This is a genomic window from Parafrankia sp. Ea1.12 (genome assembly GCF_900465275.1).
Classification (GTDB): Bacteria; Actinomycetota; Actinomycetes; order Frankiales; family Frankiaceae; genus Parafrankia; species Parafrankia soli.
In genome coordinates this window covers 1-244 of the sequence record NZ_UBIZ01000290.1, presented here as the reverse complement: position 1 = coordinate 244, position 244 = coordinate 1, and the positions used below count along the sequence as shown (strand labels likewise).

The 244-nt window shown below is 72.1% G+C and carries 1 protein-coding gene; it reads left to right on the top strand.

Annotation, left to right across the window (positions count from 1 at the left end; all coding sequences use genetic code 11):
• Nucleotides 1-12: 12 nt before the first annotated feature.
• A complete protein-coding gene (locus FMEAI12_RS39240) occupies nucleotides 13-162 on the top strand; it encodes an acyl-CoA carboxylase epsilon subunit (RefSeq protein ID WP_112106400.1) in 150 nt (49 codons plus the stop codon).
• The last annotated feature ends 82 nt before the right edge of the window (nucleotides 163-244 follow it).

Genomic DNA, 244 nt, shown 5'->3' with positions numbered 1-244 from the left:
GAGGAACGGCCGGTGGCCGACAGACCCGACGAGCTTCCCGGCCGGGCGCACCTGCGGCTGGTCCGCGGGGACGCGACCCCGGAGGAGATCGCCGCGCTCGTGGCCGTCCTGGCCGCACGGTCGGCCCGCACGGGCGGCATACGCTTTCCCGCGGGCGGGTGACCAGACAAAACCGATCATGGCGTCGGCGGCGGGGCCGGTCCTTTCCACCCTCGCTGGCAGAGCAGGAATGGCAAAGAAGAAA